The sequence below is a fragment of the Actinomyces sp. genome (assembly GCF_030524025.1).
Taxonomy (GTDB): domain Bacteria; phylum Actinomycetota; class Actinomycetes; order Actinomycetales; family Actinomycetaceae; genus Actinomyces.
Genome location: NZ_JAUNHI010000012.1, coordinates 1 through 25,490 on the forward strand (window position 1 = coordinate 1; position 25,490 = coordinate 25,490).

Annotated in this window: 21 protein-coding genes and 3 tRNA genes; 7 read left to right on the plus strand and 17 right to left on the minus strand. The window is 71.9% G+C overall.

Going from position 1 to position 25,490, the window contains the following annotated elements; translation table 11 throughout:
- On the minus strand, window positions 1-1,522 hold a 1,522-nt coding region (locus tag Q4C85_RS06200; RefSeq protein ID WP_303140651.1), incomplete at its 3' end, for an alpha-galactosidase.
- Window positions 1,523-1,708: 186 nt separating this feature from the next.
- Here Q4C85_RS06200 and Q4C85_RS06205 point away from each other — a divergent pair.
- Window positions 1,709-2,812, plus strand: a complete 1,104-nt coding sequence (locus tag Q4C85_RS06205; protein ID WP_368501422.1) for an ROK family protein — start codon at window positions 1,709-1,711, stop codon at window positions 2,810-2,812.
- A 27-nt stretch (window positions 2,813-2,839) separates the two neighbouring features.
- On the opposite strand, the gene Q4C85_RS06210 is transcribed toward Q4C85_RS06205, so the two are convergent.
- Together Q4C85_RS06210 and Q4C85_RS06215 are read right to left on the minus strand one after the other, a co-directional pair.
- A complete protein-coding gene (locus Q4C85_RS06210) occupies window positions 2,840-4,360 on the minus strand; it encodes an NAD(P)/FAD-dependent oxidoreductase (RefSeq protein WP_303140655.1) in 1,521 nt (506 codons plus the stop codon).
- Between the two features lie 80 nt (window positions 4,361-4,440).
- Window positions 4,441-4,821: a formate--tetrahydrofolate ligase gene (locus tag Q4C85_RS06215; protein ID WP_303140656.1), complete on the minus strand. Its 381-nt coding sequence runs from the start codon at window positions 4,819-4,821 to the stop codon at window positions 4,441-4,443.
- Window positions 4,822-4,940: 119 nt separating this feature from the next.
- Here Q4C85_RS06215 and Q4C85_RS06220 point away from each other — a divergent pair, with 119 nt between their 5' ends.
- Entirely contained in the window at window positions 4,941-6,212 is a 1,272-nt protein-coding gene (locus tag Q4C85_RS06220) for a hypothetical protein (protein WP_303140657.1), read from the plus strand.
- A gap of 52 nt (window positions 6,213-6,264) precedes the next feature.
- On the opposite strand, the gene Q4C85_RS06225 is transcribed toward Q4C85_RS06220, so the two are convergent.
- The 6 genes from Q4C85_RS06225 to pgsA all read right to left on the minus strand — a co-directional run bounded on the left by Q4C85_RS06225 (window position 6,265) and on the right by pgsA (window position 10,287).
- Window positions 6,265-6,759, minus strand: coding sequence for a regulatory protein RecX (locus Q4C85_RS06225; protein ID WP_303140658.1), 495 nt, complete (start codon window positions 6,757-6,759; stop codon window positions 6,265-6,267).
- Complete coding sequence (gene recA / locus Q4C85_RS06230) at window positions 6,759-7,979, minus strand: recombinase RecA (RefSeq protein ID WP_303140660.1); 1,221 nt, start codon at window positions 7,977-7,979, stop codon at window positions 6,759-6,761. Before recA ends, Q4C85_RS06225 begins: the two co-directional genes overlap by 1 nt.
- Window positions 7,980-8,226: 247 nt before the next feature.
- Window positions 8,227-8,475 (minus strand): DUF3046 domain-containing protein, encoded by a 249-nt coding sequence (locus Q4C85_RS06235; RefSeq protein ID WP_303140661.1) that lies wholly within the window; start codon window positions 8,473-8,475, stop codon window positions 8,227-8,229.
- A 78-nt stretch (window positions 8,476-8,553) separates the two neighbouring features.
- Window positions 8,554-8,973 (minus strand): helix-turn-helix domain-containing protein, encoded by a 420-nt coding sequence (locus Q4C85_RS06240; protein ID WP_368501421.1) that lies wholly within the window; start codon window positions 8,971-8,973, stop codon window positions 8,554-8,556.
- A 112-nt stretch (window positions 8,974-9,085) separates the two neighbouring features.
- The gene (locus Q4C85_RS06245) at window positions 9,086-9,676 is read right to left on the minus strand and encodes a CinA family protein (protein ID WP_303140662.1); all 591 of its coding nucleotides are present in this window, start codon (window positions 9,674-9,676) and stop codon (window positions 9,086-9,088) included.
- Window positions 9,673-10,287 (minus strand): CDP-diacylglycerol--glycerol-3-phosphate 3-phosphatidyltransferase, encoded by a 615-nt coding sequence (gene pgsA, locus Q4C85_RS06250; RefSeq protein WP_303140663.1) that lies wholly within the window; start codon window positions 10,285-10,287, stop codon window positions 9,673-9,675. The genes Q4C85_RS06245 and pgsA overlap by 4 nt, the downstream gene beginning before the upstream one ends.
- A gap of 181 nt (window positions 10,288-10,468) precedes the next feature.
- Between pgsA and Q4C85_RS06255 the strand changes: the two genes are divergently transcribed.
- Together Q4C85_RS06255 and Q4C85_RS06260 are read left to right on the plus strand one after the other, a co-directional pair.
- Window positions 10,469-11,776: a hypothetical protein gene (locus Q4C85_RS06255; protein WP_303140665.1), complete on the plus strand. Its 1,308-nt coding sequence runs from the start codon at window positions 10,469-10,471 to the stop codon at window positions 11,774-11,776.
- 98 nt (window positions 11,777-11,874) lie between these two features.
- A complete protein-coding gene (locus Q4C85_RS06260) occupies window positions 11,875-13,182 on the plus strand; it encodes a CapA family protein (protein ID WP_303140667.1) in 1,308 nt (435 codons plus the stop codon).
- A 25-nt stretch (window positions 13,183-13,207) separates the two neighbouring features.
- On the opposite strand, the gene Q4C85_RS06265 is transcribed toward Q4C85_RS06260, so the two are convergent.
- The 6 genes from Q4C85_RS06265 to Q4C85_RS06290 form a co-directional block, all read right to left on the minus strand.
- Window positions 13,208-15,949 (minus strand): DNA translocase FtsK, encoded by a 2,742-nt coding sequence (locus Q4C85_RS06265; RefSeq protein ID WP_303140668.1) that lies wholly within the window; start codon window positions 15,947-15,949, stop codon window positions 13,208-13,210.
- An 80-nt stretch (window positions 15,950-16,029) separates the two neighbouring features.
- Window positions 16,030-16,959 carry a PfkB family carbohydrate kinase gene (locus Q4C85_RS06270; protein WP_303140669.1) on the minus strand — a complete coding sequence of 310 codons (930 nt, stop codon included), beginning with the start codon at window positions 16,957-16,959 and terminating at the stop codon, window positions 16,030-16,032.
- A 19-nt stretch (window positions 16,960-16,978) separates the two neighbouring features.
- The gene (locus Q4C85_RS06275; RefSeq protein WP_303140731.1) at window positions 16,979-18,613 is read right to left on the minus strand and encodes a ribonuclease J; all 1,635 of its coding nucleotides are present in this window, start codon (window positions 18,611-18,613) and stop codon (window positions 16,979-16,981) included.
- A gap of 145 nt (window positions 18,614-18,758) precedes the next feature.
- Window positions 18,759-18,834: transfer RNA gene (locus tag Q4C85_RS06280), tRNA-Glu, on the minus strand.
- A gap of 33 nt (window positions 18,835-18,867) precedes the next feature.
- A tRNA-Glu gene (locus tag Q4C85_RS06285) sits at window positions 18,868-18,940 on the minus strand.
- Window positions 18,941-19,006: 66 nt separating this feature from the next.
- Window positions 19,007-19,078: transfer RNA gene (locus Q4C85_RS06290), tRNA-Gln, on the minus strand.
- Window positions 19,079-19,473: 395 nt separating this feature from the next.
- Here Q4C85_RS06290 and Q4C85_RS06295 point away from each other — a divergent pair.
- Window positions 19,474-20,103 carry a hypothetical protein gene (locus Q4C85_RS06295; RefSeq protein ID WP_303140671.1) on the plus strand — a complete coding sequence of 210 codons (630 nt, stop codon included), beginning with the start codon at window positions 19,474-19,476 and terminating at the stop codon, window positions 20,101-20,103.
- Between the two features lie 70 nt (window positions 20,104-20,173).
- Here Q4C85_RS06295 and gltX read toward each other — a convergent pair whose 3' ends face one another.
- On the minus strand, window positions 20,174-21,781 hold the full coding sequence (gene gltX, locus Q4C85_RS06300) for a glutamate--tRNA ligase (protein ID WP_303140672.1): 1,608 nt from the start codon (window positions 21,779-21,781) through the stop codon (window positions 20,174-20,176).
- Between the two features lie 378 nt (window positions 21,782-22,159).
- Here gltX and Q4C85_RS06305 point away from each other — a divergent pair, with 378 nt between their 5' ends.
- Together Q4C85_RS06305 and Q4C85_RS06310 are read left to right on the plus strand one after the other, a co-directional pair.
- Window positions 22,160-22,876, plus strand: coding sequence for a hypothetical protein (locus tag Q4C85_RS06305; RefSeq protein ID WP_303140674.1), 717 nt, complete (start codon window positions 22,160-22,162; stop codon window positions 22,874-22,876).
- A gap of 167 nt (window positions 22,877-23,043) precedes the next feature.
- Window positions 23,044-24,258 carry a MalY/PatB family protein gene (locus Q4C85_RS06310; RefSeq protein WP_303140675.1) on the plus strand — a complete coding sequence of 405 codons (1,215 nt, stop codon included), beginning with the start codon at window positions 23,044-23,046 and terminating at the stop codon, window positions 24,256-24,258.
- Window positions 24,259-24,291: 33 nt separating this feature from the next.
- On the opposite strand, the gene Q4C85_RS06315 is transcribed toward Q4C85_RS06310, so the two are convergent.
- On the minus strand, window positions 24,292-25,116 hold the full coding sequence (locus Q4C85_RS06315) for a fumarylacetoacetate hydrolase family protein (protein ID WP_303140677.1): 825 nt from the start codon (window positions 25,114-25,116) through the stop codon (window positions 24,292-24,294).
- Window positions 25,117-25,490: the final 374 nt, after the last annotated feature.

Below are 25,490 nucleotides of genomic sequence, written 5' to 3' on the forward strand. Positions count from 1 at the left end.
CGGCGCAGGACTCGATCTCCAGGGCGGGGAAGCGCTCGTGCAGGGCGTCCAGGAGGCGGTAGAGGGCCAGGGTCTGGTCGTGGACGGCGCCGGCCCCGGGGCGGCCGGCCACCGGCGCCTCGGTCATGTGGCCGGTGGCCAGGAGCGGGGAGTTGTGGTCCCACTTGAGGTAGGCGATGTCGTGGGCCGCCACGAGGGAGGAGATGGCCTCGAGCAGGTAGTCCCACGCTCCGGGGGCGGTCAGGTCGAGGACCCGTTGAGAGCGGTGCTCGGGGGCGCCCCCCGCGGCGTCGGACAGGACCCAGTCGGGGTGGGCGCGGGCGAGCTCGGAGTCGAGGTTGATCATCTCGGGCTCGAACCACAGGCCGAACTCCATGCCCAGGGAGTGGACGTGGTCGACGATCGGGCCCAGGCCCTGCGGCCACACCTCGGAGGAGACCTGCCAGTCGCCCAGGCCGGAGGTGTCGTCCCGGCGGGACCCGAACCAGCCGTCGTCGAGCACGAAGCGCTCGATGCCGACCTCGGCGGCGGCGTCGGCCAGCGCCTTGAGGGTCTCGAGGTCGTGGTTGAAGTAGACCGCCTCCCAGGTGTTGAGCAGCACCGGTCGGGGACGGGAGGGGTGGGAGGGCAGGGAGCGCAGCCACGCGTGACTGCGGTGGGCCAGGGCGTCCAGGCCATCGCCCCAGGAGAAGACGGCCCACGGCGAGGTGTAGGTCTGGCCGGCGGCGAGCACGACCTCCCCGGGCAGGAGCAGCTCGCCTGCCCCCAGGAGCTTGCGCCCCGAGGCGGTGTTGAGGGCCAGGTGGCGAGTGTTGCCCGACCAGGCCGGGTGGACGGCGTGGACGATGCCGCTGCGCCAGCCGAAGCCGCGGGCGCCGGCGGCCAGCCAGGTGGCGGCGTCGTGGCCGGGCCTGCCCTCCCAGGACTCGCGCAGGCGGGTGCCGGGGGTGAAGGCCGTGCGGTGGAGCCGGCGCTCCAGGCAGTGGTGCCCGCTCATGTCGACCAGCTCCTCGGCGGCCTCGGGCACGGGCAGCACGGGGGTGATCTCGCCGACGACGATGTCGGCCCCGCCCTGGCCCTGCGGGCGGTCGTCGCGCACCCAGGCGCGCAGCCGCACCAGCCCCGAGGGCTCCAGGCGCAGCTCGGTGCCCAGGGTGAGGCGGTTGGCGGCGTCCGTGCCGGTCGAGCGCACAATGTGGGCGGTGCCGCCCGGCCCCTGCTCGACCTCGGTGACGTGCTCGACCCGGCCCGGGTGCGGGGAGAAGGCCGTGGAGTCGGTGCGGGCGAGCTGGACCGCGGGGCGGGCGAGCCACCCCAGGTGGGCCAGGGGCAGCAGGGGCAGGTCGTTGGTGATCCAGTGGGCGTTCGTGCCCAGGCTCGTGGTCGCCGCGCGCCGGATGTCGGCCAGTGCCTGCCCGTCGACCTCGCCGAGGTCGGGCCCCCAGTGCCGCACGACGGGGAACCGGTCGGGCAGGAGGTCGACGACGACGGAGGTGTCCGCGGTGCGCAGGTGGGTGGTCATCATTGTCCTTCCAGGGGAGATCAGGCGGGCGCCTTTTCTTGTAAGATGAAAATAACCGAGGGATGGCACCTATGCAAGGCTTTTCCCGCAATCGGTCGGGCGCCCCGCAACGCGCCCGGCCCCAACGACGACAGCGGAAGGGGGTGGGCGCCTGTGCCGGGCAGCAGGCGGAGCCCGGGCTCCCAGGTGCTGGTCGCGCTCGTGGCGGCCGGACCGATGAGTCGTGCCGAGCTCGGGCAGAGGCTGGGGATGTCCCCGCCGACAGTCACCCGGGTCGTGCGACCGCTGCTCAAGGCCGGCGCCGTGGCCGAGCGCCCGCCCCAGGAGCGCACAGGGCCGGGCAGGCCGACGCGGACCCTGGCCATCGTCACCCGGCGGGCGGCCTTCCTGGGGGTCAAGCTGACCGAGGACCGCCTCTACGCGGTCCTGGCCGACCCCCTCGGCACAGTGCTCGCCCAGGAGAGCCCGCCGCTGATGCGCACCGACGTCGAGGCGGTGGTCGCGCTCATTGGCGCGGTCATGGGGCGTCTATCGGGGCAGGCGCGCCGCGGTGTCGACGGGATCGGGATCTCCCTGGGCGGGGCCGTGGTCAGCCACCGGCTGGTCAAGGTGGCCGCCTTCCTGGGATGGCGGGACGTGGCACTGGCCGATCTCGTCTCGGCCACCACCGGCGTGCCGTGCACGGTGGCCAACGACGTGCGCGCCTTCGCCTACGCCGAGGCCCTGTTCGGGGCGGGCCGGGACAAGGACCCCTTCGCCCTGGTCACCCTGGGCGCCGGCATCGGCTGCGGGATCGTCGTGGGCGGCGAGGTCGTCTCCGGGGCGCGCGGCGCCGCCGGAAGCGTGGGGCACCTGCCGGTCGCCACGGACGGGCCGGCCTGCGAGGCCGGGCACGTCGGCTGCGCCAGGGCGGTGGCCTCGACCTCGGGGATATCGGCCGCCCTCGCCCAGCGCCTGGGCCGCGAGGTGGACCTGGCCGAGGCCCTGGGGCCCGCGCTGGGCGCCCTGCCCGAGGTCAGGGACGTGCTGCGACGGGCGGCGGGCGCCACCGGGGTCCTGGTGGGCACGCTCATCGCCTTCCTCGAGCCCGAGCTGACGATCGTCTCCGGAGAGGGGGTGGCCGTGGTCGAGGCCCACCGCGACGCCTTCGACGAGCAGGTCGCCAGGCTCCGGCACTGGGCGGCCCGCCCCGCCCCCGTCGTCCTGCGCCCCTTCGAGTTCGACGAGTGGGCGCGTGGCGCCGCGGCCCTGGCCGTCACGCGGTGGACCGAGACTGTCGGCGAGCACTGAGCACGGCGCCACGGGGCGCCGCCCCGCTCAGCGCTGCCGGCGGCGCGAGGCGATACGGGCGTCGTTCTGCGCGGCACGGGCGAAGGCGGCGCCCGGCTGGGCCACGGAGCCGAAGGTCGCCAGGTCGCGGCGGAAGACGACGGCGGCGAACCAGTCCATCATGATCCGCACCTTGCGGTTGACGGTGGGCATTGCGTAGACGTGGTAGCCGCGGTGGGCGGTCCAGGCGGCGAAGCCGCGCAGGTTGTGCCCCATGATCCGCGCCACCCCCTTGCCGATGCCCAGGGAGGCCACCGTCCCCAGGTTCTCGTGCTCGTAGGAGCGCAGCTCCTCCCCCGGGATCGCGCCCGAGCCGGTGGCGGCGGTCAGGACGGTCACGAGGTTGTCGGCCAGGACCCGGGCCTGGCGGACCGCGTGCTGGGCGGTGGGCGCGCAGGTGGCGCCCGGGTCGGGGCTGGTCAGGTCGGGAACGGCCGCGCAGTCCCCGGCGGCCCAGGCGCCCTCGACGACGACGCCGTCGCGGGCGACCTGGAGGGTGGCCAGCGTCGTGACGCGCCCGCGCTCCTCGACCGGCAGGTCCGACTCGGCCAGGACCGGGGCCGCCTTGACGCCGGCGGTCCACACGATCGTGTCGGCATCGAGCTCGCTGCCGTCGGACAGCACGACGTGGCCGTCGACGCAGGAGGTGAGGAAGGTGTTGAGACGCACCTCGATGCCGCGCTCACGCAACTGCTCGAGGCCGTAGCCGGACAACTCCTCGGTCAGCTCGGGCAGGATCCGCCGCGAGCCCTCCACCAGGATGAAGCGCAGGTCATCCTGCTCGATGCTGGGAATGGGGGCCACGGCGGCGCGCGCCATGTCCTCGAGCTCGGCGATGGCCTCGACCCCGGCGAAGCCGCCGCCGACGAACACGAAGGTGAGCAGGCGCGTGCGGAGCTGGGCGTCCCAGGTCGAGGCGGCGTCCTCGATGCGCGACAGGACGCGGTTGTGCAGGGCCAGGGCCTCCTCCACCTGCTTAAAGCCCATGGCCTGCTCGGCCAGGCCGGGAATCGGCAGGGTGCGGGCCTCGGCGCCCAGGGCCAGGACGAGGTGGTCGTAGGTCAGTTCGTAGGGCTCGGCGGCCTCGCGGGTCGACTCCGGCACCGGCGGCGCGACGGTGACGGTGCGGTGGGCGTGGTCGATCGCCTGAATCGAGCCGGTCAGGATGGTCACGCCCCCCAGTGAGCGCCGGTGGGAGGCGATGACGTGACGGGGCTGGATGGATCCGGCCGCGACCTCGGGCAGAAAGGGCTGATAGGTCATGTAGGGCCGGGGGTCGACGACGGCGATCTCGACCTGGTCGGTGTCCAGGCGGGCCCGCAGCGCCCGTGCCGCGCAGAACCCGACGTACCCGCCTCCGGCGATGATGACGCGGGGCGGACGGCTCCGCCCGGCCTCGGCGCCCACCCGGGGCACGTCGCGACGAGGCCTGCGGGAGGCCAGGAGCAGTGCGGTGCCGACGGCCAGCAGTCCAGCGGTCGGCAGGGCGATGGCGGGCGAAGGTCTCATGCGCTCAATCTAAGGGCGACCTCACCTCGACAGGACCCGGGACGTAGGGCCCAGGCCATGGTTCGCGTCACAGGCCGGGCTCAGCGCAGTCCGGTGATCTCGCCGGTGGTGGGGTCGACGTCGATGCGCTCGGCCGCCGGGCGGCTCGGCAGGCCCGGCATAGTCGACACCGAACCGCAGATGGCGTAGACGTAGCCCGCGCCGGCGGCCAGGCGTACCTCGCGCACGGGCAGGCGCCACCCCGTCGGGGAGCCGGTCAGCGCCGGGTCGTGGGACAGCGACAGGGGCGTCTTGGCCACAACGACGGCCAGGTGGCCGAAGCCGGCGCGCGCGGCCAGCGCGGCGAGGTCGACCTCCGCGCTCCCCGGCCCGGTGGCCGTTGTGGCCGTTGTGGTCGGGGCGGCCGGGGTGATCGGGTTGGTCGGGGTCGGTCCTGCGGCCACGTGCGGGGCATCGGTCATGGGGGCGAGCCCACCGGGAGGGTGCCGGAGGCTGCGTCGGCCAGCCCGGACACTGTGCCTAGAATGCCGGTTGCGAGCGCGTGGCGCCCCGATTCCCCTTCCCTTCAAGGAGGACCACCGTGTCCCACATCCTTCGCAGTCGTGCCGCGTTGGCCATGGCGGCGGCCCTGGTGCTGACGGCCTGCTCCTCGGACACCAGCTCCGGCGCGGCAACGGCCTCGGCGACGGCGGAGCGCGACCTGTTCGGCACCGTGACCCCCATCGCCAACAACACGAGCATGGAGCAGGCCGGCCTGACCATGGCGACGATGAGCATCGAGGCCGAGCACCATGCCGTCGTCTTCGATGAGGAGGGCGTGACCTACGTCGAACCGCGCCGTTCCTGGGGGGCCGACCTCGTCGTGCACCGCATCCTGTGGGACGGCACCGAGGCGTGGACGGCCACGGTCCCCGTGGAGGTCGACACCACCGGTCTGTCCCTCGAGCTGAGCCAGGACCCGGGTCTGGGCGTCGTGGCCCTGTGGTTCTCCGCCCCCGACCCGGACACGCCGGGCTCGACGATCATCCTGCGTCCGACCAGCCTCATGGCCAGTGGACTGACCTGGTTCGACCTGGCCACCGGGGAGCAGGGCGCCCAGGACGTCAGGTCGGAGGCGATCGCGCTCCAGGCGACTGCCTCGCGCTCCCAGGGCCACCTCATCGGCGCCATGCACACCGACGCCCAGGGCGACTCGCCGGGACTGACCTACCTCAGCTCCGAGCGGACGATGGTGACGGTCTCCTGGCCGGAGCTGACCCCGGTGGCGGCGGACCCCCGGGAGGTCGGCCAGTGGGCGGGCTCACCCCTGTTCACCGTCAATGCCGCCGACGGCACCTCCTCGCTCCACCTGGGTGCCACCGAGGTCGTCTCCGGAATGACGTCGAACAGTCCCCAGACCGCCCTGGGCCCGGACCGGATCGCGGTCACCGACGCCACCAGGCTGTGGCTCGTGGACCGGCAGGGGGTGTCCACCGAGCTCGACGCGGGCGGGTGCAGCCTGGACAACACGTTGGCCGGAGCACCCCGGGCCGGGGCGACGGAGGCCTACCTGGGCCTGTCCCGGGTCAGTCTCCAGGACGGGACCGTCGAGTGCCTCGAGGCGCTGGCGCCCTCACCGAGCGCCAGCATCATGGGCGGGTTCTCCGATGGCAGCCTCCTGCTCCACGCCGCGCCCGAGGATGGTCCGGAGGTGGCCTGGCTCGTGCCCGCCGACCGCTCCGAGGCGCGCCCGCTGGGACGCTTCAAGCAGGTCCGGGTCCTATCCGACCGCATCATCGACACCACCTTGACCCAGGCCGGCACAACCGTCGTCAACGCCTTCGACTACCGCGACCTGCTCCCCCAGGACTGACCCGGGTCTCACCGGCCCGACCCATGCCCCGCTGACGGCGACTCACAGGGGCTCACGGCTCCTCGGCCAGGGCACGGTCGAAGGCCTGGGCCGCGACCTGCGCGTCGTAGCCCTTGCGGCCGAGGTGGGCCAGCGTCCGGCGGCGCCTGACCTCGAGGTCCATCCCCCGTGTCGCGGCGAGCCTCCGGCGCGCCAGGGCGAGGGCGGCATCCTGCTCGCCCGCGCCATCGATCTGGTCCAGGGCGGCGGTGATGTGCTCCTCCCCCACGCCCTTGAGCCGCAGCTCGGCGGCGATGGCCCGGCGGGCCGAGCCCTTGAGGGTGAAGCGGGTGCGTGCCAGGGCCGCCGCGTAGGAGGCGTCGTCGATGATGCCCACGGCCTCCAGCCGGTCAAGGACCTCCTGGGCGATCCGGGGGTCGACCTCCCGGCGCTCGAGGAGCTCGGCCAGGGCGGCCCGTGGCGCCGGGCAGCGGTCGAGGCGGCGCAGCACGATCTCACGGGCCGCCTCGACCTGCTCGGCGTGGGCGTCGGGGGTGAGCCAGGGCATCAGAAGCCGCCGGCGTCCTCGCCGAAGATGTCCTCGACGGGAGCCGTCTTCTTGGCCCGGCCCTTGGCCGACTTGACGGCGCCGGAGGCCGCCGCGTCGGTCCGGCTCCTGGCCGCCTTGCCCGACTTCGGCGCCGGAGTCTCCTGCGCGGCCCGGGCAGCGGCCTCCTGGGCGGCGGCCGCTTCCTGGGCCTCCTGCCTGGCCCGGCGTCCCGGCTCACCGATGCCCAGTGCGGCCAGGATCTTGTTCTCGATCTCGTCGGCCAGCTCGGGGTTGTCCTTGAGGAACTGACGGGCGTTCTCCTTGCCCTGCCCGAGCTGGTCCGAGCCGTAGGTGTACCAGGCCCCGGACTTGCGGATGACGTCGTTGTCGACACCGAGGTCGAGCAGGCCCCCCTCGCGGGAGATTCCCTGTCCGTAGAGGATGTCGAACTCGGCCTGCTTGAAGGGCGGGGCCATCTTGTTCTTGACGACCTTGGCCTTGGTCCGGTTGCCGACGGGCTGGTCACCGTCCTTGAGGGTCTGGATGCGGCGCACATCGATGCGCACCGAGGCGTAGAACTTCAGGGCCTTGCCGCCGGTGGTGGTCTCCGGGCTGCCGAAGAACACGCCGATCTTCTCACGCAGCTGGTTGATGAAGATGGCGGTCGTGCCGGTGGCCGACAGGGCTCCGGTGATCTTGCGCAGGGCCTGGCTCATGAGGCGGGCCTGGAGGCCGACATGGGAGTCGCCCATCTCCCCCTCGATCTCGGCCTTGGGCACGAGGGCGGCCACCGAGTCGATAACGATGATGTCCAGCCCTCCGGACCGGATGAGCATGTCCGCGATCTCGAGGGCCTGCTCGCCGGTGTCGGGCTGGGAGACGAGGAGGTTGTCGATGTCGACGCCCAGCGCCTTGGCGTAGACCGGGTCCAGGGCGTGCTCGGCGTCGATGAAGGCGGCGTTCCCGCCGGCCTTCTGGGCGTTGGCCACGGCGTGGAGCGCAACGGTGGTCTTGCCCGAGGACTCGGGGCCGTAGACCTCGACGATCCGGCCGCGGGGCAGGCCTCCGATACCCAGGGCGACGTCGAGGGCGGTCGAGCCGGTGGGGATGACCTCGACCGGCGGGCGGGTGTCATCTCCCAGGCGCATGACCGAGCCCTTGCCGAAGGACTTGTCGATCTGGGCGAGGGCGGTGGCCAGGGCCTTGGAACGGTCCTGGGTCTGGGTGGCGGCGGGCATCGTCTACCTCGTTTCTCGGGCGGCTCTCGGCCGCGGCGGGCATGGCTGGTCCTCGGGGGCGAGGTCCCCTCACCGGGGCTCGCAGACGACGCTATGCCTGACCACTGACACGTATCGCGGCACCGTGTCGAGCCCTGTGGGCGCGGGGTGCGCGAGCGTCGCCTGTGGAGCACAGTAGACGAACATGTGTTCGAAGAACAGTCGGGGGCGCGGCGTGTCGACCGGCCGCGCTGCGCGACCCGGGCGCTCACAACCCTGCGTCCCGCGCCCGCCGCGCCGGCCCGCGGCCGTCTGCGCGATGGACCCAACGGTCGGCGTCACCGACCTCGGTCTCATCGCACAGGGCGTGCCAGACCTCGCCGGGCGCCACCCCTGCCTCGAGCGCCTCGACGCATGTGGAGCCCAGAGCGGGCAGCACGAGGTCCTGTGTCAGGGAGCGCCCGTAGGCGGGGCCGAAGACCTCGTCGACGGCGTGCCAGAACTCCGAGTGCCTCATGGGGCAACTGTGGCACACGAAGGCCCCGGGCCCGCGACGGGGCCCAGGGCCTTTCGATTCGATGGTTGCGTCCGGGCCTCAGCGCAGCGCGGCTCCCTGCTGACGGATCAGCTCGTCGGGAACGGTGTCTGGGACGACGACGCCCTCGGTCAGGGCGATGCGGTCCGAGACCTCGCGCAGCACGGCCGACAGGGGCGCGTCCAGCGCCTGGCAGATCGAGGCCAGCAGCTCGGAGGAGGCCTCCTTCTGCCCGCGCTCGACCTCGGAGAGGTATCCAAGGGACACGCGGGCCTGGCTGGAGACCTCCCGCAGGGTCCGGCCCTGGTGCTGACGCACCGAGCGCAGGACCTCACCGATCTCACGGCGCAGAAGAACGGTCTCGTGCTTGCTGGTGGTTTCCACTGCGGCACCGGACCCTGCGACCGAGGCCGCACGCATGGGCGCCCGGCCGGCCGGGCGGGAGGAGCGGGTGGGGCGGGGGTGAGTCGCGTTGTTCATCGTGTGGCACAACCATTCACTGCTGAGTTTCATTCCCGCGACGGCACTCACCGCCGCGGCGTGGATCGATCCTGAACGCCGATCCTGAAAGAAGGCTGAGAGGGCAGTCAGTCTAGCCCAAGGACTGGCCCAAGGGTCCACCCTCGTCCTGCACGGGGTCTCCGCCGGCGGCGTCGATGAGGGCGACCGCCAGGGCCAGCACCGCCACCGTCGCCCCTCGGCGGACCTGCTCGCGGTCCCCGGGCAGGTGGAGCTCACGACCGATCATGCCCCACGGGGAGAAGACCGCGATATGCGCCGTCCCCGGCTTGTGCCCGTCGGCCGCGCCGGGACCCGCGACACCGGTGGTGGCCAAGCCGATGTCGGCCCCCATCAGGTGGGCGACGCCGCGCGCCATCTGGGAGGCGACCTCGGCGTCGACCGGCCCAACGGTCTCGAGCCGCTCGGGGTCGACTCCCAACAGCTCGCCCTTGATCCGGGTGGCGTAGGCGACCACGGCGCCGACCACGACGGCCGAGGCGCCGGGCACGCCGACAAGGGTCGATGCGACCTGACCGCCGGTCAGAGACTCGGCCACCGCGATGGTCAGCCCTCGCTCCTGAGCCGTTGACAGCAGGAAGCGCGCGGCCTGGGCCTGGGTGCCGACGCCGTCGTCCTGCCCGGCCCGCCCGTCCCGGGCGGCGCCCGTGCCCGCGGCGCTCATCGGGCCTCCTGCCCGTCGGCGCCCCGCCGGGAGATCAACAGCGCCTGGCGGACGTAATCGACCCCGGTGACCACGGTGACGACAAGGGCCGCCCCGACGGCCGCGTAGGCCAGGGCCGTCAGAGCGTCGCCCAGGACCCGGGGCAGAACCGTCGTCCAGGGCATGAGCAGGCCGATGAGTCCCGCCATCTGCAGGACGGTCTTGAGCTTGCCGCCGCGGGAGGCCGCCATGACCGCACGGCGCAACATGAAGAAGCGCATGACCGTGATCCCGAGCTCGCGCACGAGGATGACCACCGTCACCCACCACCACAGGCGCCCATCGGCGGAGAGCATGATGAATGCCGACAGGGTCAGCGCCTTGTCGGCGATCGGGTCGGCGATCTTGCCGAAGTCGGTGACCAGGTTGCGCGACCGGGCGAGCTGCCCATCGAGCCGGTCCGTCAGCGCGGCGAGCACGAAGACCGCGGTCGCCGCCAGCCGCGCGGGGTCCCCGGGCAGCACCATGAGCCAGATGAACACCGGCACGAGCACGAGCCGAAGCACGGTCAGGACGTTGGCAATGTTGAGCAACGGGGCCTGAGCCGGCGCATCGGGAGGAGAGTCGTTCATCGGGCCCAGCCTAGATGATGGACTCCCCGGGACGGGCCGGCGCAGCTCGGCCGGGCTCAACGACCTGGCCTCGCGCCACCGGAGCCTGTACCCGATCGCCTCGCGCTGCGGGGTCTTCGCCAAGTCCGACCTCCAGCCGCTCATCAACCAGGGGGCCGAGCCGGCCGACCTGGCGGCCTCCGTGCTCCAGGCGGTGGTCACCCAGACCATCGCCGGCCTGGCCTGTGGCCGCCCGATCCGCGGGCACGTCATGTTCCTGGGCGGCCCGCTGCACTTCCTGCCCGAGCTGCGGGCGGCCTTCGAACGCAGCCTGGCCGATCAGGTCGAGGCCTTCAGCTGCCCGTCCGACGCCCAGCTCTACGTGGCCATCGGGGCCGCCCTGCTGGCCACGGGTGACAGCGTGACCCTCGATGAGCTGGGCACCCGGTTGGCCACCCGCAAGTCCTTGGAGCTGGGCACCTCGCGGATGCGCCCCCTGTTCGCCGACGACGCCGAGCGCCGGGCCTTCACCGAGCGCCACGCGCGGGCCGCGGTCGCGCGCGCCCCGTGGCCAACGGCCCCCGAGGAGCGTCAGGACGAGGCCCAGGAGGGCGCGGCCGCCGCCCTGTACGAGCGGTGGAACGCCATCACCTGCGAGTTCTTCGAGCACGGCGGGCACTCGGCCACCTGGGGCGGGCGGATCGGTTACCGCAGGCTCGTGCGCGAGATGGTCCGCGAGTTCGACGCCCTGCCCCTGAGCGACGCTCCCCGCCGGCCCCGGGTCGGCGTGGTCGGCGAGATCCTCGTGAAGTTCCAGCCCGAGGCCAACAACCACGTCATCGACCTCACCGAGGCCGAGGGCTGTGAGGCCGCCGTCCCGGGTCTGACCGCCTTCCTGCTCAATGGCCTGGTCACCGCGCAGTGGAACCTCGAGACCTACGGGGTGGGCGCGCGCAGCGTGCGCATGAAGAAGGCGGCGGTCTGGCTCATCGAGCAGGTCCAGGCACCCGCGCTGGCGGCGCTGGCGGCCTGCGGCGGCAAGTTCGACGTCGAGTCCCCCATTGATGTCATGGCCGACAAGGCCTCCCAGGTCGTGTCCCTGGGCAACCAGGCCGGCGAGGGGTGGCTGCTCACCGCCGAGATGATCGAGCTGATCGAGCACGGGGTGCCCAACATCGTGTACTGCCAGCCCTTCGCCTGCCTGCCCCACCACGTGGTCGGCAAGGGCATGTTCCGCGAGATGCGCCGTCGATACCCGCAGGCCAACATCGTGGCGGTCGACTACGAGCCGGGCGCCAGCGAGGTCAACCAACTCAACCGCATCAAGCTGATGGTCTCCACCGCGCTCATGGCTCACGGGCACACGGAGGGCTCCGGGCCCGGGTCGGCCACCTTCGCCGAGCTGCTGGCCGACCTCGGCCCCGCCCCGGACGGCACACCGACCTCCCCCGACGGGGCGGCGGCCCCGCACGAGGCGCTTGCGGCCCTCGCCCTGCGCGGCCGGAGCTGAGGGCCCGGCCGACGGCGCGCCGTCGGCACCATGGGGATGGGCAGGACTCACCCCGGCAGGCGCGAGACGCCGGTGCCCTCGGCACCTAGCCTGAGCCCATGCACGCTCGCCACTGGCCACGGCACGGCCACGGACCGCACCACCGCCGGCCCGCGGGACGCACCCGGGCCATTGCCGTGGGGGCGGCGGCGATGGCCGTCGTCTGCGTGGTCGCCCTCGGACTGACCCTGGCCGACTCCCGACAGGCTGCGAGCCCCGCGCCCTCGCCGGGGAGCACCGCCTCGGCCGCCCAGCCGCAGCCCTCCCCGACCCAGGCCGCCGACATTCACCTGACCATCGGCTACGCCGGCGACGTGCTCATGCACATGCCCGTCATGGAGGACACCGCAGGCGGGCAGGGGGACATCGGCCCGCTCATCACCGGCGCACAGCCGTGGTTCTCCGGTGCGGACCTGGCCCTGTGCGGTATGGAGGTGCCCGTGTCCCCCGACGGCGTCGCCTCCGGCTACCCGGTCTTCGGCACCCTCCCGGGAGTCGTGACCGCGCTGGCCGCCACCGGCTGGGACGGGTGCGCCACGGCCTCCAACCACGCCTGGGACCAGGGGCTCGACGGGGTCCTCACGACCGCCGATACCCTGGAGGCCAACGGCCTGGGCTTCGCCGGCACCAGCCGCGATGAGCGGGAGGCGGCCACGCCCTACCAACTCTATGAGCTGACCCGCCAGGGGCGCACGGTGACGGTGGCCCAGCTCTCGACGACCTACAGCCTCAACGGCTTCGTCGACCACACCGGGTGGGCGGTCGCCCACAACGACGTCGCCTGGGTGGCCGAGCAGGCCCGGGCCGCCCGGGACGCAGGGGCGGACATCGTCGTGCTGCACTCCCAGCTGGGCCCGGAGTACTCCGTCGAGCCCGCGGCCGAGCAGCGCCAGTACGCCGCCGAGATCGCTGCCACCGGGGAGGTCGACGTGCTCTTCGGGGCCCACCCGCACGTGCCCCAGCCCAACGAGCTCGTCCCGGGCGGCCCCGGGGGCCGGGGCATGTGGGTGTCGTACTCGGCGGGCAACTTCATCTCCAACCAGTCGGCCGAGCAGGGCGCTGTCATGGCCGGGATCGGCACCTTCGTGTGGGTGGATGTGACCGTCTCGGACTCCCCCGACGGCACGCGGTCCGTCAGCGTCGACGCCCTGCACTGGCACCCCTTCACCATGGACCTCGACGGCGGGCACCAGGTCCTGGACCTGGCCGCCCTGGCCCGCGGCGAGGTGCCCGAGGGCGTGACGCTGTCCGCCGAGGAGATCGCCCTGCGCTGGGAGACGGTCACCGCGGCACTGCCGACCGAGACCTACTCCGAGCTGCCCCCGGTGCCCACCGGTGAGCCTCCGGTGGTCAGGCCGCGCCGCTGAGCGCCGCCCAACGCCCCGGCCGCTCTCACCAGGACTCGCCGCGGCCCGTCAGGCTCCAGGCGTCCTCGGAGTCGGGGCCCGCCGAGTCGTCCTCCCACGGGGCGGACGGTTCTGCGGAGGTGCGCACCGGGTCCTCGCTGTAGCGGTCGGCGGGCAGGACCGAGGTGGCCGTCACGCCGTCCGGGTCCTGGCCGTCGTCCTCGGGGGCCTCGTCGGCCGAGCCCGGGGCCGCCCCGTCCCCGCGGATCCAGGCCAGGGTCTCCTCGAGCTGCTCGGGGGCGACCAGGACATCGCGCGCCTTGGAGCCCTCGGAGGGGCCGACCACCTCGCGCGACTCCAGCAGGTCCATGAGGCGCCCGGCCTTGGCGAAGCCGACGCGCAGCTTGCGCTGGAGCATCGAGGTCGAGCCGAACTGGCTGGTGATGATGAGCTCGGCGGCCTGCAGGAGCAGGTCCATGTCGTCGCCGATCTCCTCATCGATCTGCTTCTTGACCTCCGGGACGACGACGTCCTCACGGTACTCCGGGGTCAGCTGGGCCTTGACGTGCGCGACGACGGCACGGATCTCGCTCTCGGTCACCCAGGAGCCCTGGACGCGCACCGGTGTCGAGGCGCCAGGCCCCAGGTAGAGGGCGTCTCCCTGGCCGGTGAGGGTCTCGGCCCCGTTCTGGTCGAGGATGACGCGCGAGTCGAGCTGGGAGGCGGTGGCGAAGGCCAGACGGGAGGGCACGTTGGACTTGATGAGCCCGGTGACGACCTGGGCAACCGGCCGCTGGGTGGCCAGGACGAGGTGGATGCCCGCGGCGCGGGCCAGCTGGGTGATCCGCTGGATCGAGGCCTCGACGTCCTTGGGGGCGGTCATCATGAGGTCGGCGAGCTCGTCGACGACGACCAGCAGGTAGGGGTAGGGCGCGATGACCCGCTGGGAGCCCGGCAGCGGCTCGACCGCACCCGCCCGCACCGCGGCGTTGAAGTCGTCGATGTGCTTGTAGCCGAAGGAGGCCAGGTCGTCGTAGCGGGCGTCCATCTCCCGCACGACCCACTCGAGTGCCTCGGCGGCCTTCTTGGGGCTGGTGATGATGGGGGTGATGAGGTGGGGGATGCCCTCGTAGATCGTCAGCTCGACCCGCTTGGGGTCGATGAGCACCATGCGAACGTCCTCGGGGGTGGCGCGCATCATGATCGAGGCGATCATCGAGTTGACGAAGGAGGACTTGCCGGAGCCGGTCTGACCGGCCACGAGCATGTGGGGGGTCTTGGCCAGGTTGGTCACGACGTAGTCGCCCTCGACGTTCTTGCCCAGTCCCACGACCAGGGGGTGCGCCTGCTTCTTGGCGGCCTGGGAGCGCAGGACGTCGCCGAGCTTGACCATCTCCCTGTCGGCGTTGGGGATCTCGACTCCGATGGCGCTCTTGCCGGGGATGGGGGTCAGGAGGCGGATCTCGTCGCTGCCCACCGCGTAGGCGATGTTCTTCTCCTGGCTGGTGACCCGTGAGACGTTGACGCCGCGTCCCAGGTGGACCTCGTAGCGGGTGACCTGCGGCCCCCGGGTGTAGCCGGTGACCGTGGCCTCGACGTTGAAGTCGGCGAAGACCCGCTGGAGGGTGGAGACGATCGTGTCATTGGCCTCCGTGCGGGTGGCGTGCCCCGGCCCGGGCTCGAGGAGGGAGTCCTCCGGCAGGGAGTAGGTCGTGCCGTCGGGCAGCGACATCGCCGACATGGCGATCTGGTCGGCCAGGTCGGGCTCGTCGAGCGAGGGCGTCTCCTCGGTGACCGCGTCGGGCTCGGTGGGCGGAACGGGCCGTGAGGCCGGCGGCCGCCCACCGCCCGGTCGCGGGCGCACGGAGGGGGGATCGTCCCGCTCGGGATCGACCGGCACCGACGCTACGGGGTCGGGTAGCACGGAGGTCTCCGAGACGTCGTCGCCCAGGGGCGCCGCGTCGTCCTGGACGGGCATGACCGAGGTGTCCGGCTTGGCCGTGCGACGGCGCCGGCCACTGCCGCGCGGTCGGCTCTCGGTGGCCAGGGCCGAGCGGAAGGGCTCGTCGCCGTCGTAGCCCTCCAGGACCGAGGTGTCGGTGACGTCCTCCTCCTGGCGTCCCCCCAGGCCCCGGCGCACCCGTGACAGGGTGCGCGTGGCCAGGGAGTCGCCCTCCCCGGCCTGCCCGTCCTGGTCGCCGCCACGGCGCTCGGCCAGCAGGTCGCGGATGTCGGTGACCGTCTTGCCCGAGATCACGAGGGAGGAGAAGGCGATGAGCAGGAGGAACAGGATGACGGCTGCCACGGGGCCGAACAGGACCGCCAGCGGGTACCCAACTACCCAGCCCAGCAGGCCGCCGGCCGCCTCGAGCGGGGCGATGCCGTAGGACAGGGAGGGGTTGCCGGAGGTGACCTGGATGATGCCGGTCACCCCGGTGAGCACCCCGAGGACCCCCACCGAGATCCGGGCGTGGATCCGCCCCAGGGAGCGCACCCGCAGCATCGCCACGCCCAGAGCCCCCAGGAGCAGGGGGACGACGAGCCCGAGCACCCCGACGGGCCCGGCGGCGATGTGGTGGAGGAAGCCGCCGGCGGCGCCGGAGACCCCGAACCACTCGCGCAGCCCGGTGACCACTGCGAGGGCGAGGATGACGAAGGCCCAGCCGGTGCGCCGGTAGCGACTTCCCGCGGCAGCGGGCTGGGCGGGCCGCTGCTGGGTCCTGGGCGCGCCGGATCGGCCTGCGCCGCGGGCGGAGGGTCCGGATGTCGAAGAGCTGGATCTGGCCATGGTGCTCACGACGCTAGCCGCAGGGGGCGTCGCGCCGCCACTGCCACGCCGCCGCCGGGGTGCGGTCGTGCGTCACGTCGTCACTGCGTCGCGTCGTGCTGGGCGATGAGCGCGTCGATCTCGTCGCGGCGCGGGGAACGGGCCGGACCGATCCGGGCCACCGCCTCACCGGCCGCCGCGTTGGCGCGCCTGGCCGCCGCGACGACGTCGAGCCCGTCCATGAGACCGGAGACGAGCACGCCGGTGTGGGTGTCCCCCGCACCCGTGGTGTCGACGACCTCGCGGGCGAAGCCCGGGACCTCGATCCGCTCGGAGCCGACCGGCCACAGCTCGCAGCCGTGGACGCCGGTGCGGCGCACGATGAGCGCGCGCGGACAGGCCTGGCGCAGTGCCCCGGGACTGCCCAGGCGCGCGACGAGCCGGGTCATTTCGAGATGGTTGCCGGTCAGCAGCGTCGTACGGGCCAGCAGGGGCACAAGGACCTCATCGGGAAGGTCGGGCTCGACGGGCCCCAGGTCGATGACGAGGCCCACGCCCTCAGGCAGCTCGAGCAGCCAGGACAGGAGCACCGCCGAGCTGGTCGGGTGGACCAGGTCGTAGCCGGTGGCGTAGACCCAGTCCCCCTCCTGCAGCTCGAGGCGGTTGAGGTCCTCGAGCTGCGGCTCGGCCTCGACGCCCTCGGTGGTGATGAAGGTGCGCCGTCCGCCGGTCTCGATCAGCGTCGTGCAGGTGCCGATGTCGCCGACGAGCTCCTCGACGAGCAGCTCGACGCCGTCGTGCATCATCGCGGCGCGCACGAGCGCCGAGTTGGGCCCGGTCCCCAGGGTAGCGGCCAGCGCCGCCGGCAGGCCCTGACGGGCGACGGCCGACACGACCGTGAAGCCGCCCCCGACGGCCGGGCCGGTGGAGGTGGCCGTCACCGCCCTGCCCGAGTGCGGCACGTGGCTGACGTGCAGGGGCAGGTCGATGAGGACCGAGCCGGTGGAGATGAAGCACGCTGGTCTGCGCATGACGGGACCCGGGGTGACCTCAGGCCTCGATGACCACGGGGACGATCATCGGGCGGCGGCGCAGCCTGCGCCCGATCCACCGGCCCACGGTGCGGCGCATGACCTGCTGGAGGGAGTGGGCGTCGGCCTTGCCGGTCGACATCGCCTCGGACAGCGCGGTGGTCACCTCAGGCAGGATCTCGTCGAAGACGGAGTCGTCCTCGGCCACTCCCCGGGCCTGGATGTCGGGGCCCGCCAGGATGGTCTCGGTCTTGGTCTCGACCACCGCGTAGATGGACACGAAGCCCTCCTCGGCCAAGATGCGCCGGTCCTTGAGCTCGGCCTCGTCGATCTCCCCGACCGAGGAGCCGTCGACGTAGACGTAGCCGCAGGGCACCGAGCCGGCGATGGAGGCCAGCCCGTCAAGGAGGTCGACGACGACGCCGTCCTCACACAGCACGACGCGCTTGGGGGCGATGCCGGTCTTGACCGCCAGGGCCCCGTTGGCCACGAGGTGCCGGATCTCGCCGTGGATGGGCATGACATTGGCCGGCTGGACGATGTTGTAGACGTGGAGGAGCTCCTCGGAGGAGGCGTGCCCCGAGACGTGGACCTTGGCGTTGCCCTGGTGGACCACGCGCGCGCCCAGGCGCATGAGCTGGTTGATGACGCGGAAGACGGAGTTCTCGTTGCCGGGGATGAGGGAGGAGGCGAAGATGACCGTGTCCCCCGGCTCGACGGTGACCGAGCGGTGCTCCCCGTGCGCCATGCGCGACAGGGCCGCCATCGGCTCGCCCTGGGAGCCGGTGACCATGAGGACGCGCTCGTCGACGGGCAGGGAGGTGATGTCCCGGGCGTCGATGAGGACGCCGTCGGGCACCTTGAGGTAGCCGCGCTCGGCCGCGATGCCCATGTTGCGCACCATCGACCGACCGATGAGGGCCACCCGTCGGCCATGGTAGGAGGCCGCGTCGAGGACCTGCTGGACACGGTGGACGTGGCTGGCGAAGGAGGCGACGATGATCTGCTGGTCGGACTCGGCGAAGACGGTGTCGAGGACCTGACCGATCTCGTTCTCGTGGCCCACCATCCCCGGGACCTCGGCGTTGGTGGAGTCCACGCAGAACAGGTCGACGCCCTCCTCCCCGAAGCGGGCGAAGGATCGCAGGTCGGTGATCCGCCCGTCGATGGGCAGGGAGTCCATCTTGAAGTCGCCGGTGGCCAAGACGTTGCCCGCCTGCGTGCGGACGAACACCGCCATGGCGTCGGGGATCGAGTGGTTGACGGCGACGAACTCCAGCTCGAAGGGGCCGTAGGCGACCTCCTCGTGCTCGGTCACGACCCGCAGGACCGGTCGGATCCGGTGCTCCTTGAGCTTGGCGTCGACGAAGGCCAGGGTCAGCTCGGAGCCCACGAGTGGGATGTCGGGCCGCAGACGCAGCAGGTAGGGCACGCCACCGATGTGGTCCTCATGGCCGTGGGTCAGGACCATGGCGACGACGTCGTCGAGCCGGTCCTCGATGTAGCTGAAGTCGGGCAGGATGAGGTCGACGCCGGGCTGGTCCTCCTCGGGGAACAGCACGCCGCAGTCGATGATGAGCAGCTTGCCGTCGACCTCGTAGACGGTCATGTTGCGACCGACCTCGCCCAGGCCGCCCAGCGGGACGATGCGCATCGCGCCGTCGGGGATCGGTCCGGGGGCCTTGAGCATGGGGAAGTTCGTCACGCCGATATTCTACCCAGCCTGTGCGGCTCACCGGTGGCGCGCCCGACCGGTGGCATGACAAGGGCCCGGTCGATCGACCGGGCCCGTGGCGCCGTGGTACCCCGTACCGGATTTGAACCGGTGCTGCCGCCGTGAGAGGGCGGTGTCCTGGGCCGCTAGACGAACGGGGCCCGTGAGCCAGGACCCGAGCAGGTCCTGATTCGTACCCCGTACCGGATTTGAACCGGTGCTGCCGCCGTGAGAGGGCGGTGTCCTGGGCCGCTAGACGAACGGGGCGAGTAATCCAGTTGTGGTCAAGGACCGCGGAACGCTCCCTATCGGACACACTTCCGCTGCTCCTCGCTGGGGTACCAGGACTCGAACCTAGAATGGATGAACCAGAATCACCTGTGTTGCCAATTACACCATACCCCAAATGCATGGCGGCTCCGGACGCTGGCGTCCGGGGCAGCGGGAGACAATCTACACGCGGCCCTACGGGCTGCCAACTCCGGTACGCGTGAGTGCAGCCACAGTACCAGCCACAGTGCCCAGGGAAGCTCGCGCGCCCCACCGCCCCCGGCGACCTGCGGCGCCCAGTAGACTTCCCGACAATCCCCGAGCAACCCGCCCTGGGCCCCCGGCGACCTGCGGAGGCGACGATGACTCCTGTCCCACCACGCACACCCCGGTCCCATGCACGCCGCCGCACCGCACGCGCACTGGCGGCCGGCCTGTGCCTGACCACCTCTGTGGCCCTGGCGGCATGCTCGGGCTCGACCGACTCCGCCTCGTCGTCCTCGGAGACGACGAGCACGAGGAGGTCGGGGTTGAACACCCGGACCGCTGCGCCGACGATGGAGCCGAAGACCACCCCCACCCGGAGCTCGGCGGTGACCACGCGCACGGCCGCGCCGCCGTCACCCTCCGCGCGCCCGGCCTGGACTCCCCCGTCACTCAAGTTCTACAACGAGGACTACTCGGTGTGGTACCAGGACGACTCGGTCATCAACACCGGCGCCGTCAGCGAGCACGGCAACATCGAGGGATACCGCACCCACTCGGGCAACTGCGTCGGCTATGAGACCCGGGACATCTCCGCGGTCATCTACAACCTCCAGCTCGACGACGACACGATGAGCTCGACCCTGGTGACCGTCGATGAGTCGGGCATCTCCGACTTCACCGAGTGGAGCCGCGAGAAGCTCGACCTCGTGCGTGACGACGGCGGCACGATGGAGGGCTACTCCATCACATGGAGCGGCGTCTACACCTACGCCGACGGCACGACCGAGACGGTCGAGGGCTACAACTTCGCCCGCGCCGTGGGTGCGGCCGGACTGGAGTTCTCGGTGATGGCCATGTGCCGGGTGGGGCACAACATCACTCCCGAGCAGTGGCAGACCATCCTCAGGGGCATCCGCATCGAGGGGCTGACGGCAGGCAAGATGTCTGAGTAGCCCGGGCGGCCCGGGCATCCCGACGCCGGCAGTACCCGCCCTCCGGGTCCTGCCGGCCCCACCGGCAGGCTCAGGTCAGGCGGTCGCGCAGGGCGCGCAGGCGGCCCAGGCTCGCGTCGCGCCCCAGGATCTCGATGGACTCGAACAGCGGCGGGGAGACCTGCCGGCCGGTCACCGCCACGCGCACGGGCACGAAGGCCAGGCGCGGCTTCATCCCCAGGCCCTCGACGATGGCCTCGCGCAGTGCCTCCTCGAGCCTCGCGGCGTCCCACCCCTCGGCCGGCAGCGCCTCGAGGGCGCTGATCGCCGCGTCAAGGACCTCGGGGGCCGAGTCCTTCAGCTTGGCCACGGCGAGCTCCTCGACCGCGAAGGCGTCCTCGTCCACGAGCAGGAACCCGAGCATCTGGCGCGCCTCGCCCAGGAGCTGGACGCGGGTCTGGATAAGCGGGGCGGCGGCGGTCAGCACCTCCTGCTCACGCGTGCTCAGGGAGTCGAACTCGGCCGCGGACACCAGCGGCGAGGGCTCCCACTGCGGGTCCGCCGGGTCGGGGTAGACGTCGGCGAGGTAGGGCACGAGCCGGTCGCGGAAGTCGGTCGGCTCGAGCCTGCGGATGTGCTCGGCGTTGATGGCCTCGCACTTCTTGGGGTCGAAGCGGGCGGGGTTGGGGTTGACCTCGTGGACGTCGAAGGCGTCCACCATCTCCTCGACGGTGAACACGTCCCTGTCCTTGGCCAGCGACCAGCCGAGCAGCGCCAGGTAGTTGAGCAGCCCCTCGGGAACCATCCCGCGACGCCGGTGGATGAGGAGGTTGGACTGCGGGTCCCGCTTGGACAGCTTCCTGTTGCCCTCCCCCATGACATAGGGCAAGTGGCCGAACTCGGGCACCGCCTCGGCGCGCCCGATGGCCACCAGCGCCCGGTACAGGACGATCTGGCGGGGCGTGGAGGACAGCAGGTCCTCGCCGCGCAGGACGTGGGTGATACCCATGGCGGCGTCATCAACGGGGTTGACCAGCGTGTAGAGAGGCTCGCCGCCGGCCCTGACGACGACGTAGTCGGGCACCGAGCCGGCCTTGAAGGTGATCGGGCCGCGCACGAGGTCGGTGAAGGTGATGTCCTCCTCGGGCATGCGCATGCGCAGCACGGGCCTGCGCCCCTGCGCACGGAGCTCTGCCTTCTGCTCATCGGACAGGTGCCGGTCGAACCCGTCGTAGCCGAGCTTGGGGTCCCGGCCGCGGGCCCGGTGGCGCTCCTCGATCTCCTCGGGGGTCGAGTAGGACTCGTAGAGGTAGCCGGCCTCGAGGAGCTCGACGGCGACCTGCCGGTAGAGGGCCATGCGCTGGGACTGCCGGTAGGGCTCGTGCGGGCCGCCCTTGTCCAGCCCCTCGTCCCAGTCCAGGCCCAGCCAGGACAGGGAGTCGACGATGTCGCGCAGGGAGTCCTCGGAGTCCCGGGCGGCGTCGGTGTCCTCGATCCGGAAGACGAAGGTCCCGCCGGTGTGCCGGGCGTAGGCCCAGTTGAACAGGCAGGTGCGTACCAGGCCCACGTGCGGGGCGCCGGTGGGCGAGGGGCAGAAGCGCACCCGGATGGGGCTCGAGCCCGGGGGCGGCACGGCAGCCCGACCCGCGGGGGTGGCGGGGGACGAGAATGGCGAGGTTGCTGAGGAGGTCGCTGTCATGGTGGGCCCAGCCTAGATGAGTACGTCCCAGGGGTGGGCTGGGCGACACGGGCCGGGAGGCACGAGTCCGGGGGCGACCTCACGACTCCGAGGCCTTCCCCCTCGCCGAGATCGGGACATATGGCACCTCGAGATCGGTAGATATGACACCTCGAGATCGGGACATATGGCACCTCGAGATTGGGACCCACCGAAACCCTTGGACGTATTCATCTAGAGGATCGGCTCCCTGGAGCGCGCCGTCGTCCGGCTGGGGCTGTCCTCCCCATGGCCGCCCGGCACCACGCCTCCTTAACGTTGCCTTGTCGGCCACCACTGCCGATGCCGGCAGCGTCCCCGCGTTCTTTCTTGTTCGTTCTTCGTTGATTGGAGTCCATCATGGGATCGTCAGCATCTGCGGCCGCCTCCCGTCCCGCCCGCCTGCGCCGGATCGCGGCGCTGGCAGCCCTCGCGGTCGGGCTTCCCGCTCTGGCCGCCTGCGGCGATCAGGTTCCCGTGCCCGGTCCGACATCCCCGAGCACCGTCGCCGAGCAGACGCCGGACGTCCAGGAGACGACCGCACCCACGGAGGATGCGCCGACCGAGTCCGGCGGCGAGGAGTACTCCCGTGAGGCAGCGGTCTGGAGCATCCCGGTCACGGCTGAGGGCTGGTACCTGACGACCTGGGACACCGATGGGGTCAACCAGCTCGACAATGACGCGGGCTGCTCCTTCACCACCCACCAGAACTACTACACGGGCGGCCTGACCGACGACCGCGAGGCCACCGAGTCGATGGTGGAGCCTGCCATGGCGGCCTGGGACAACTCCGGCAGCTCGGGCCTGGTCTATGACACCAGCGACGACGTCGACACGATCCGTGACATGGACGGGATCCGGCTGGAGTCGATCCGCATGGACTTCAGCTACACGAGCGGCGACGGCACCATGTTCACCGGTGTGGAGTGGGTGCGGGTGTTCACCGACAAGGACACGCCCGTCGAGCTGAGGGTCAGCTACGTGTGCCCGACCGACGCCTACTCGGACCTCGACCTGGCCGAGCTCGTGGAGGACACGACGGTCATCAACCCGGGCACGCCCGACATGGAGGCGTAACCGGCCGCATCACCAGCAGCCAGGCGGCCGCCGGTGCCATGCGCGTGACCAGCCGCACGGCACCGGCCCCTGGCACCGGCCCTGCCTCCCCGGCCCGTGCGCTGCCCGGGAGGCGGGGCCGGCTCATGGCCTCACCCGCCGTCCGGGCCTCGCCTAGACTTCGGCCCATGACGGTCCCCTTCGATGCTGGAAGCACGCTCGCCGAGTTCGACGCCCTGACCCCGCAGGTCCTGCGGAGCCGCGGATCCGTCAAGTGGACGCAGTACCCCGGTGACGTCATCGCGGCCTGGGTCGCCGAGATGGACCTGGGCACCGCCCCGGCCGTCAGGATCGCCCTGGAGGGCGCGGTCCGCGACACCCTGCTGGGTTACATGCCGGCGGGCCTTGCCCTGGCCGCACGCACGGCCGTGTCGCGCTTCCACGAGGAGGCCTTCGGCTGGCCCGTCCCCGTCGAGGACGTCAGCCTTCTGCCGGATGTGCTCTCTGCCCTGGCGGCGCTGATCGAGCACCACACGCGGCCCGGCTCGGCGGTGATCGTGCCCACGCCCGCCTACATGCCGTTCCTGTCGATCCCCGGTCACCGCGGACGCCGTTGCATCGAGGTCCCGGCGCTGCGCGGGATGGGAGACGACCCCTCCTGGGCGCTGGACCTCGAGGCGATCGAGGCGGCGATGGCGCAGGGGGCGGGTCTGCTCGTGCTGTGCAACCCGTGGAACCCCGTGGGCCGGGTCCTGTCCCCCGCCGAGCTCGACGCCGTGGCCGCCCTGTCCACCCGCTACGGCGTCATCGTCTTCGCCGACGAGATCCACTCCCCCCTTGTCCTCGACCCAACGGCCTCCCACACGCCCTATGCCTCGCGTCCGACGGCGGACCCTGCCCTGACCTTCACCGCGACCGCCGTCTCGAAGGGCTGGAACGTCCCGGGCCTGCGGTGCGCCCAGCTGATCGCCTCGGGACCGGGGCGTCGGGCCTGGCAGTCCTGCCCGTTGTCCGCCGGGCTCGATGACCAGGCCTCGGTGCTCGGGGCCACGGCGGCCGTGGCGGCCCTCAGCCCCGAGGGACTGGCCTGGAACGCCGTCGTGCGCGACTACGTGCGGGCCAATGCCGAGCTCCTCGCCCGGGCGCTGGCACCGGTCGAGGGGGTCGAGGTCACGGTCCCGCAGGGCACCTATCTGGCGTGGCTCGACTGCACCGGGCTGGGCCTGCCCGACGGATTGAGCCCCGCAGCCTTCTTCCGCCGGGAGCCAGGGGTGGTCATGAACGCGGGGAGGGCCTTCGGGGCCGGGTACGAGGACTTCTGCCGGCTCAACCTGGCCACGGGCCGAGCCATTGAGGAGCAGACTGTCTCCCGCCTTCTCGGGGCCGTCGCCGGCCTGTCCTGAGGCACCGTGCACGCCGCTGCCCGGCGCTGGGCCTCAGCGGCGCAGGACGGGGTTGGTCATCGAGCCGATCCCCTCGACGGCGACCTCGACGCGCTGCCCGGCACGGATCTCCCCGACCCCGGCGGGGGTACCGGTGAGCAGGACGTCTCCGGGCAGGAGGGTGAAGAGCCGCGAGGCGTAGGCGATGAGCTCGGGGACCGAGCGGATGAGGTCGGCCGTGCTGCCCTCCTGGACGAGCTTGCCATCGACCCGGGTGCGCACGACGGCCTCGGCGGGGTCGAAGGCGGAGTGGGCCCCGGGGTCGGGGACCTCGATCCAGGGGCCCAGCGGGCAGGAGGTGTCGAAGGCCTTGGCCCGCGCCCACGTGGTGTCCTGGCGCTGGCGGTCGCGGGCGGTGACATCGTTGGCCACGGTGTAGCCCAGGATGACGCGGTGGGCGTCGTCGGGGTCGATGTCCTTGGCGACCGTGCGGATGACGACGGCGAGCTCGGCCTCGTAGTGGACCTCGTCGGACCACTCCGGCAGGATGATCGGGACGTCGGGGCCAATGACCGCGGTGTTGGGCTTGAGGAAGACGACCGGCTCGGCCGGAGGCTCGGTGCCCATCTCAGCGGCATGCGCCGCGTAGTTCTTGCCGATGCCCACGACCTTGGAGCGTGGGATGACCGGCGAGACGAGGCGTGCCTCGCTCAGGGGCACGACCTGCCCGGTGGCCTCGGGCAGGGTGTAGAGGGGGTCGCCCTTGAGGACGATGAGGTGTCCCGTGGACTCTCCCGAGGGGGTGGCATCCTGGGGGTCCAGCCCCTCGACGATGCCGTAGCGGAGCTCATCACCGGTGGCGAAGCGTGCGATCTTCATGGCACCAGCCTAGGGGAACCCTCCGGGGCGACGGCGACGGTCGGCCAGGACGAACAGGAGCGTGCAACCATGACGATGACGTATCCCTCTCCATGCCAGGAAGCGGTAGGATCCCCAAGGGAAGGGCTGGCTTCGATGGTGGCTCGATCCGGCAGCCTGCCGCCGGCGATGACGGCTGAGGCGATCAACCGAGCGATGACCGCTCTCGGGTTCAACGAGATGGCCACGGACGGCCGACGCCTCTGCACGCGAGGCAGGCGGTCTGTTCGACATTCTTGTCGTTGACCGGTTGGTCATCTGTACCCTGCGTCCCGCCAGGCTCGTCTATCCGGGCACCGAGAATTGCGCCGGGTGGGGCGACTACAGATTTCATG